The organism is Sphingorhabdus sp. EL138, assembly GCF_945862485.1.
GTDB lineage: Bacteria > Pseudomonadota > Alphaproteobacteria > Sphingomonadales > Sphingomonadaceae > Sphingorhabdus_B.
Genome location: NZ_CAMAYF010000041.1, coordinates 1 through 6,660 on the forward strand (window position 1 = coordinate 1; position 6,660 = coordinate 6,660).

At 54.4% G+C, this 6,660-nt stretch carries 8 protein-coding genes; 5 read left to right on the top strand and 3 right to left on the bottom strand.

Going from position 1 to position 6,660, the window contains the following annotated elements; all coding sequences use genetic code 11:
• The first annotated feature begins 62 nt into the window (after nucleotides 1-62).
• From rplS to Q0O33_RS10295, 3 genes are all read left to right on the top strand, one after another.
• The gene (gene rplS / locus Q0O33_RS10285; protein ID WP_125230085.1) at nucleotides 63-455 is read left to right on the top strand and encodes a 50S ribosomal protein L19; all 393 of its coding nucleotides are present in this window, start codon (nucleotides 63-65) and stop codon (nucleotides 453-455) included.
• 106 nt (nucleotides 456-561) lie between these two features.
• On the top strand, nucleotides 562-1,587 hold the full coding sequence (locus Q0O33_RS10290) for an aspartate-semialdehyde dehydrogenase (protein ID WP_295499204.1): 1,026 nt from the start codon (nucleotides 562-564) through the stop codon (nucleotides 1,585-1,587).
• Between the two features lie 3 nt (nucleotides 1,588-1,590).
• Entirely contained in the window at nucleotides 1,591-2,244 is a 654-nt protein-coding gene (locus Q0O33_RS10295; RefSeq protein ID WP_295499206.1) for a 2-hydroxychromene-2-carboxylate isomerase, read from the top strand.
• A 3-nt stretch (nucleotides 2,245-2,247) separates the two neighbouring features.
• On the opposite strand, the gene Q0O33_RS10300 is transcribed toward Q0O33_RS10295, so the two are convergent.
• The 3 genes from Q0O33_RS10300 to Q0O33_RS10310 are packed head-to-tail and all read right to left on the bottom strand — an operon-like array spanning nucleotide 2,248 to nucleotide 5,258.
• Nucleotides 2,248-3,804: a DHA2 family efflux MFS transporter permease subunit gene (locus tag Q0O33_RS10300; RefSeq protein WP_295499208.1), complete on the bottom strand. Its 1,557-nt coding sequence runs from the start codon at nucleotides 3,802-3,804 to the stop codon at nucleotides 2,248-2,250.
• Nucleotides 3,779-4,825, bottom strand: a complete 1,047-nt coding sequence (locus Q0O33_RS10305; RefSeq protein ID WP_295499212.1) for an HlyD family secretion protein — start codon at nucleotides 4,823-4,825, stop codon at nucleotides 3,779-3,781. Before Q0O33_RS10305 ends, Q0O33_RS10300 begins: the two co-directional genes overlap by 26 nt.
• Nucleotides 4,818-5,258 (bottom strand): MarR family transcriptional regulator, encoded by a 441-nt coding sequence (locus Q0O33_RS10310; protein ID WP_295499215.1) that lies wholly within the window; start codon nucleotides 5,256-5,258, stop codon nucleotides 4,818-4,820. Before Q0O33_RS10310 ends, Q0O33_RS10305 begins: the two co-directional genes overlap by 8 nt.
• Nucleotides 5,259-5,395: 137 nt before the next feature.
• On the opposite strand from Q0O33_RS10310, the gene Q0O33_RS10315 reads away from it, so the two are divergent.
• Both Q0O33_RS10315 and Q0O33_RS10320 read left to right on the top strand, forming a co-directional pair.
• Nucleotides 5,396-6,154, top strand: coding sequence for an alpha/beta fold hydrolase (locus tag Q0O33_RS10315; RefSeq protein ID WP_295499218.1), 759 nt, complete (start codon nucleotides 5,396-5,398; stop codon nucleotides 6,152-6,154).
• A partial coding sequence (locus Q0O33_RS10320) for a GNAT family N-acetyltransferase (protein ID WP_295499221.1) occupies nucleotides 6,151-6,660 on the top strand: 510 nt, incomplete at its 3' end. The genes Q0O33_RS10315 and Q0O33_RS10320, both read left to right, overlap by 4 nt.

The following is a 6,660-nucleotide window of genomic DNA, read 5'->3' on the forward strand; positions in this document are numbered from 1 at the left end:
CAAAGATGCCCGGGTCCAGCCTGCCTCTGACGTGCGACAAAAGAATAAGGATTAAATGGGGCATGAACCTCATCCAAACACTCGAAGCCGAAGCTATTGCAGCTTTGTCAGAAAACAAAAAAATTCCTGCTTTCCGTGCAGGTGACACCGTAAAGGTGGGCGTGAAGGTCATCGAAGGTGAACGCACGCGTATTCAGAATTACGAAGGCGTGTGCATCGCGCGTTCGAACAAGGGCATGGGCTCCAACTTCACCGTACGCAAAATGTCGTTCGGTGAAGGCGTCGAGCGCGTATTCCCGCTGTACAGCCCGAACATCGACAGCATCGAAGTCGTCCGTAAGGGCGTCGTGCGTCGTGCGAAGCTTTATTATCTGCGTGGTTTGACCGGTAAGAAGGCACGTATTGCGGAACGCCGCGATCCACGCCCTATTAAAACTACCGAGGCTGCCGAATAAGGCAGGAGCTAGGCTCACGTTTCTAACAGAACATGAAAGGCCGGGCTCCTATAAAGAGCCCGGCCTTGTTTATTGTCCCGTCCGCTTACACGTCAAGGAATTACACATGGGTTATCGTATCGTGGTCGCAGGCGCGACCGGCAATGTAGGCCGCGAAGTGGTAAACATTTTGGCCGAACGCGCATTCCCTGCCGACGAGGTCGCTGTGCTCGCGTCATCGCGCAGCCAAGGTATCGAAATCGAATATGGCGATACCGATAAGATGCTCAAGATTCAGAATATTGAGAATTTCGATTGGTCGGGCTGGGACATAGCGATTTTTGCTATCGGATCGGACGCTACCAAGAAATATGCGCCGATTGCAGCCGCTGCCGGCTGCGTCGTGATTGATAACAGCTCGCTTTTCCGGATGGATCCGGATGTCCCATTGATTGTGCCTGAGGTAAACCCCGACGCAATTGATATCTACAAACGCAAGAACATCATCGCCAACCCGAACTGTTCAACGGCACAATTGGTCGTCGCGTTGAAGCCGCTACACGATTACGCCAAGATTACCCGCGTTGTCGTATCGACGTACCAGTCGGTGTCTGGGGCGGGCAAAGAGGGCATGGATGAGCTGTTCGAACAGAGCCGGAACATCTTTGTCGGTGACAGCGCTGATGCCAAAAAATTCACCAAGCAAATCGCGTTTAACGTCATTCCGCATATCGATAGCTTCCTCGACGACGGCTATACGAAGGAAGAGTGGAAGATGATGGTTGAGGTCAAGAAGATACTCGACCCGAAAATCAAACTGACCGCAACCTGCGTGCGGGTACCGGTATTTGTTGGCCACAGCGAGGCTGTGAATATCGAATATGAGCGGGAAATGTCGGCAGAGACTGCACAAAACATACTGCGGGAAGCGCCTGGCATCATGCTCATCGATAAGCGTGAAGATGGGGGCTATACGACGCCTGTGGAAGCTGCGGGCGATGATGCGACCTATGTCAGCCGCGTGCGTGAAGATCCTACTGTCGACAATGGCCTTGCCTTCTGGTGCGTGTCGGATAATTTACGCAAAGGCGCTGCGCTGAATGCGGTGCAGATTGCCGAGCTGCTGGGGCGGCGGCATTTGAAAAAGGGATAAGTTATGGGGCTGCAAGCGGATATATTCTGGTCGTTTCGCAGTCCGTACAGCTATCTAGCCACACGGCGATATAGCGCGCTGGCGCAAGAACATGACCTTACGATAAATTTGCGACCGGTCTATCCGTTGGCGATCCGCGAACCTGATTTTTTTGAACGCAGCCACCCGAACTGGTTGCGCTACACCTTTACCGATATGTTCCGCGTGGCGCAGTTTCATGGCATCCCATTTGGTCCACCACGGCCCGATCCCATTGTGCAAGACGTGCTCACGCGCAAAATTTCAGATGAACAGCCCTATATCTTTCGTCTGTCACGTCTTGGTCAAGCCGCGGCACGGCGCGGCAAGAGCTTTGCCTTTTGCGATGAAGTCTCACGCCTTATCTGGGGTGGCGCGGAAAATTGGCATGAGGGCGACCATTTGGCGGGTGCGGCGACGCGCGCCGGATTGGACTTGGACGAATTGGACGCCGAAGCCATCAAAGATGCAGAAGTCCTCGACGCTGAAATCGCGGCCAACCAAGCTGCGCTCGAGGCTGCGGGCCATTGGGGCGTCCCGACCTTAGTCTTCGATAGCGAGCCCTTTTTTGGTCAGGACCGCATCGAGATGGCGGTTTGGCGGATGCAGCAAAAGGGATTGGTAGCGCGCTTGGCGTAATCGTTAGTCCGCCATCGCCGGCTGCTGCCCTTGTGCTGCTATGCCGGGCTTCAAAAAGAAAACCAGCGGGCTGACGATTATCAGCATGATCATCATCAATTTGAAGTTGTCGAGATAGGCGATCATTGCGGCCTGCCTATTGATTTCAAGATTAACCATCTGCATCGCAGCTTCGCCTATGGGCCCCAGTCGGTCTGCGGTCGACGGGTCGACTACGCTCATCGAAGAGGCTGTCACATGCGATGCCAAATCTTCGTGGCTAGTCTGCATATTGCGCGCGAGAATCGTCGTCATGACAGATATTCCGAAGCTTCCACCAAGGCTACGGAACAGGTAAAGCAAGCTTGAGCCATCAGTTCGCATCCGCATAGGCAGTGTCGAAAATGCGATGCTGTTCAGGGGGATGAAAACAAAGCCCATGCCGAATCCCTGAAGCAGGCCGGTGTACACGATCAAGTGCCAGTCCATATTCAACGACCAGCTGGTCATCATCCACATGGATGCAGCGGTCATCAGGAAGCCGCCGAAGATTATGATGCGCGGATCAACTTTGGTGCCTAACTTCGCGGCGATAAACATGGCAATCACTATGCCTACACCCCGGGGCGCTAGGAGTACGCCCGTGTCATAGACGGTATATCCATAAAGATTTTGCATCATGGGCGGCAACAAAGCAAAGATACCGAACATCATCATGCCGACAAGTAGCATCATATTCAGTGAAATGAAGAAGTTGCGGTCTGTAACCAAGAGCCGCTCAAACATCGGACGGCGGGTCGTCATCTGATGCATCGCAAACATCCAAAGCGCAGCCAGCACGATGAGCAGTTCGATGATGATTTCCCAGCTTTGCAGCCAGTCCTCTTGCTGACCGCGGTCAACCAACAACTGAAGCGTCGCAAGGCCAATGGCGAGCATTGCAAAACCAAAGCGATCAAGCTGTCGCCGGTTGATGGGGCGTGATGGGAGTAGCCACCATAGGATAGCTAATGTCGGAATACCGATTGGCAGATTGATGTAAAATACCCAGCGCCAGTTGTAATTCTCGGTCAACCAACCCCCGATCATGGGACCCAATATGGGGGCAATCATAATGCCCATGCCCCAGATCGACATTGCGCGCGGCACGTCGGATGGCTTGTTGATGTCCAGCATAATGGTCTGTGAAAGTGGCCCGATGAAGGCTGCGCATACCCCTTGGAATATCCGGAACGCGACCATTTCGGCAAGGCTGGTTGCTATTCCGCACAGCATTGACGCGACGATAAAACCTGCCACCGCTCCCAGAAACAGGTTGCGCGAACCAATCCGGTCGGCAAGCCATCCGGTAATCGGCATGGCAACGGCGCTGGCGACGATATAACTCGTGAGCACCCATGTGATGGTATCCATCGTTGCGCCAAGGCTGGTTTGCATTTGCGGGATGGCTACATTTGCAATCGTCGAATCCAAGATTTGGATAATCGTCGCACCCATGACGGCAAGCGTCAGCAGCGCCTTGTTTTTGACCGGATAGGCCGCTTGATCGGGCGGATTACTTGTCGGTGTCGATGCGGACATGTGCCGACAATCCTGCAATCATTGCACGCTTCGGCTTGTCGGTTATCGATATCCGTACAGGGACGCGCTGCGTTACCTTGACCCAATTACCATTAGCGTTTTGCGCCGGAAGGACAGAGAATTCTGAGCCCGTGCCAGCGCCAATGCTTGATACCTTACCGCGCACCTTTAGGTTCGGATACGCGTCAAATGTGATTTCGGCAGGTTGTCCGACGCGCATGTTTGCTAGGTCGGTTTCCTTAAAATTGGCTTCGACCCAGCTTTTGCTGCTCGCGACAATAGTAACGCCGGGCAAGCCCTGCACCATCATCTGACCAGGCTGCAAACGATCTCCTTGACTTACGACACCAGCGACAGGCGCGCGCACTTCAGTGCGCGAGAGGTTGAGCATAGCCTGCTCACGTTGAACCTCACCCGCCTTAATGGCTGGGTTGATCCCCGGCGCTGCCGATCCTGTCGCGAGGGCTGCGCGTGCCTTGGTCGCATTGGCTTGCGCGGCGGCTACGCGGCTCCGTGCGTCGGACAAGGCATGTTCGGCCGCCTGCAACCGAGCACGCGTGGTAAAGCCGTCCTGCATGAGCGACGATTGCCGCTGATATTCCTTTTCATAAAACGCAACGTCTTCACGTGCGCTTTCAATATCAACATTAGTAGTCTGATATTCGGTTTGAAGCGATAAAACCCTAACCTGGGCTGCCGCAATGGACGCGTCGGCTTGCTCAATAGCGATCTGGAAAGGCGCCGGATCAATCCGGAACAAAAGGTCGCCTTCCTTAACCACATCATTCTCGCGTACTGCGACGTCAACGATGCGTCCACCGACCTCGGCTGAAATCGACACCTTGTCTTGCTGGACATAGGCATTGTCGGTCGACACATAATGGTCGTTCACGATGTAATAAGCTGTCGCCCCGCCCACCAGCAGCAGCGGAACAGAAGCAAGCAGCACCAAACGCGCAAACTTGGGGGATTTTGTCGAAGACTTGGCCCTGATGTCAATTTGTGGATCAGCCTCAGCCATGGGACACCTCAAGCGGTTTGCGAGTTAGATTTGCGCGAACGATATTCAACATTGCTTCCAATTCCAAACGTTGTGCTTCATCCAGACCAGCCATCGCGTCGTCAAAAAGCGCGAGTGCAGTCGGGCGCAAAGCCTCGATTTTCTGTTCACCTTCCGCGGTGAGGTGTAAGCGCCAGCTGCGGCGGTCGGCGGGGTCAGCGCGGCGTTCGACCAAGCCTGCGTCCTGCAAACGGTCAACCATTCTTCCAAGCGTTATGGGTTCCACGTCAAGCATGTCAGCGACGGTCACCTGCGTGCTTCCATCGAAACGCTTAAGCAAGGCGAGTACGCGCCATTGTGGCCGAGTAACGCCCATCGCGCGGGCGCGTTCATCAAACGACCGCCGAAGCAATCGCGCAGCGTCACCCAAAAGGAACCCCAGATCGTCACTCATGCTATCAACATAATAGCTATGCTTATTATTAGCAAGATTGTTTGTGGTGCGCCGCACAAATACCGAAAAAACTTTCCTGACAGAAAGGCGCGTGGCATTAGGAACACATTATGTCTGAACGCACAAAGAAGTAACCGATGATTACATGCGACAGTTTTCTGGCCGCCGACGGTATCAAAATTGCCTGGTGTGAAATCGGGCAAGGGCGCCCCTTGCTGCTTATCCATGGGTTCATGTCCGACGCGGACACCAACTGGATTAGATATGGTCATGCTGCCGCGCTGGCGGACGCTGGATACCGCGTGATCATGCCTGACCTGCGCGCACATGGCCTTAGCGGAAAGCCTCACGATCCCGCGCATTATCCACGCGATGTCTTGGCCGATGATCAGTTCGCCTTGTTGGCACATTTGGGTGTCGAGGATTACGACTTGGGCGGATACTCGCTTGGCGGGCGTACTGTTTCACGGATGCTAACGCGCGGCGCCGCACCGGGCAGGGCGGTTATTTCTGGCATGGGTTTGGAGGGGTTAACGAACACAGCCCATCGCGGCCTTCATTTTCGCCACGTCTTCGATAATCTGGGGCATCATGAAAAAGGTTCGGCCGCATGGATGGCGGAGGCGTTCTTGAAAACCACAGGTGGTGACCCAGAAGCATTGCGGCATATTTTGGAAACATTCGCTGACACAAGCGCGGCACAGATTGCCCAATGGACATTACCCGTCGCCTTGGTGTGCGGAGAGCAGGATAATGATAATGGCTCGGTTGCCGACCTAGCAGCGCTTCTGCGCCGTGGAAAGTTAGTCCTAGTTCCGGGCAATCATATGAGCGCAGTCATAAAGCCTGAGCTTGGGCAAGCTTTTGTCGAGGTCTTGACGGGTGAGCTCTGGTGACGTTGCCGCTGTTTGACATTCAGCCTGTCTTGACGGGCAAGCGCGTTTTACCGCGGCCCTTGGTGGTAGCCGACTATGATGGGCTGTTTGCCGTGGCGTCAGACCCTGAAATATGGGCGATGCATCCCTTTCGGGATCGTTATAAAAGAGAGGTGTTCGACGATTTTTTCGGCGACGCCATCGCATCGCAGGGCGCGTTTGCAATATTAGACACAGCAACAGGCGAAATCATTGGTGGCACGCGCTTTGCCAATCACGCCGCCATCGCCGATGAAATCGAAATTGGCTGGACCTTCTTCGCGACGGCATATTGGCGCACCGGTGTTAACCGCGAAGTGAAGGCGCTGATGCTCGATTATGTCTTTCAGTTTGTTCGGGCCGTTGTCTTTCAGGTCGGCGCGAACAATTTTCGTTCCCGCACCGCCGTCGAACGTTTGGGCGGGAAGTTGGTGCTGGAACATAAGCGTGATCAAGGTGGGCAGCTGCATGACTACACAACCTATCAT

What these genes read in the sequence shown, in the direction of transcription:
- Q0O33_RS10290 (WP_295499204.1), top strand. Translation starts at nt 562, where the DNA reads ATGGGTTATCGTATCGTGGTCGCAGGCGCGACCGGCAATGTAGGCCGC.
- Q0O33_RS10315 (WP_295499218.1), top strand. Translation starts at nt 5,396, where the DNA reads ATGATTACATGCGACAGTTTTCTGGCCGCCGACGGTATCAAAATTGCC.
- Q0O33_RS10295 (WP_295499206.1), top strand. Translation starts at nt 1,591, where the DNA reads ATGGGGCTGCAAGCGGATATATTCTGGTCGTTTCGCAGTCCGTACAGC.
- Q0O33_RS10305 (WP_295499212.1), bottom strand. Translation starts at nt 4,825, where the DNA reads ATGGCTGAGGCTGATCCACAAATTGACATCAGGGCCAAGTCTTCGACA.
- Q0O33_RS10310 (WP_295499215.1), bottom strand. Translation starts at nt 5,258, where the DNA reads ATGAGTGACGATCTGGGGTTCCTTTTGGGTGACGCTGCGCGATTGCTT.
- Q0O33_RS10300 (WP_295499208.1), bottom strand. Translation starts at nt 3,804, where the DNA reads ATGTCCGCATCGACACCGACAAGTAATCCGCCCGATCAAGCGGCCTAT.
- rplS (WP_125230085.1), top strand. Translation starts at nt 63, where the DNA reads ATGAACCTCATCCAAACACTCGAAGCCGAAGCTATTGCAGCTTTGTCA.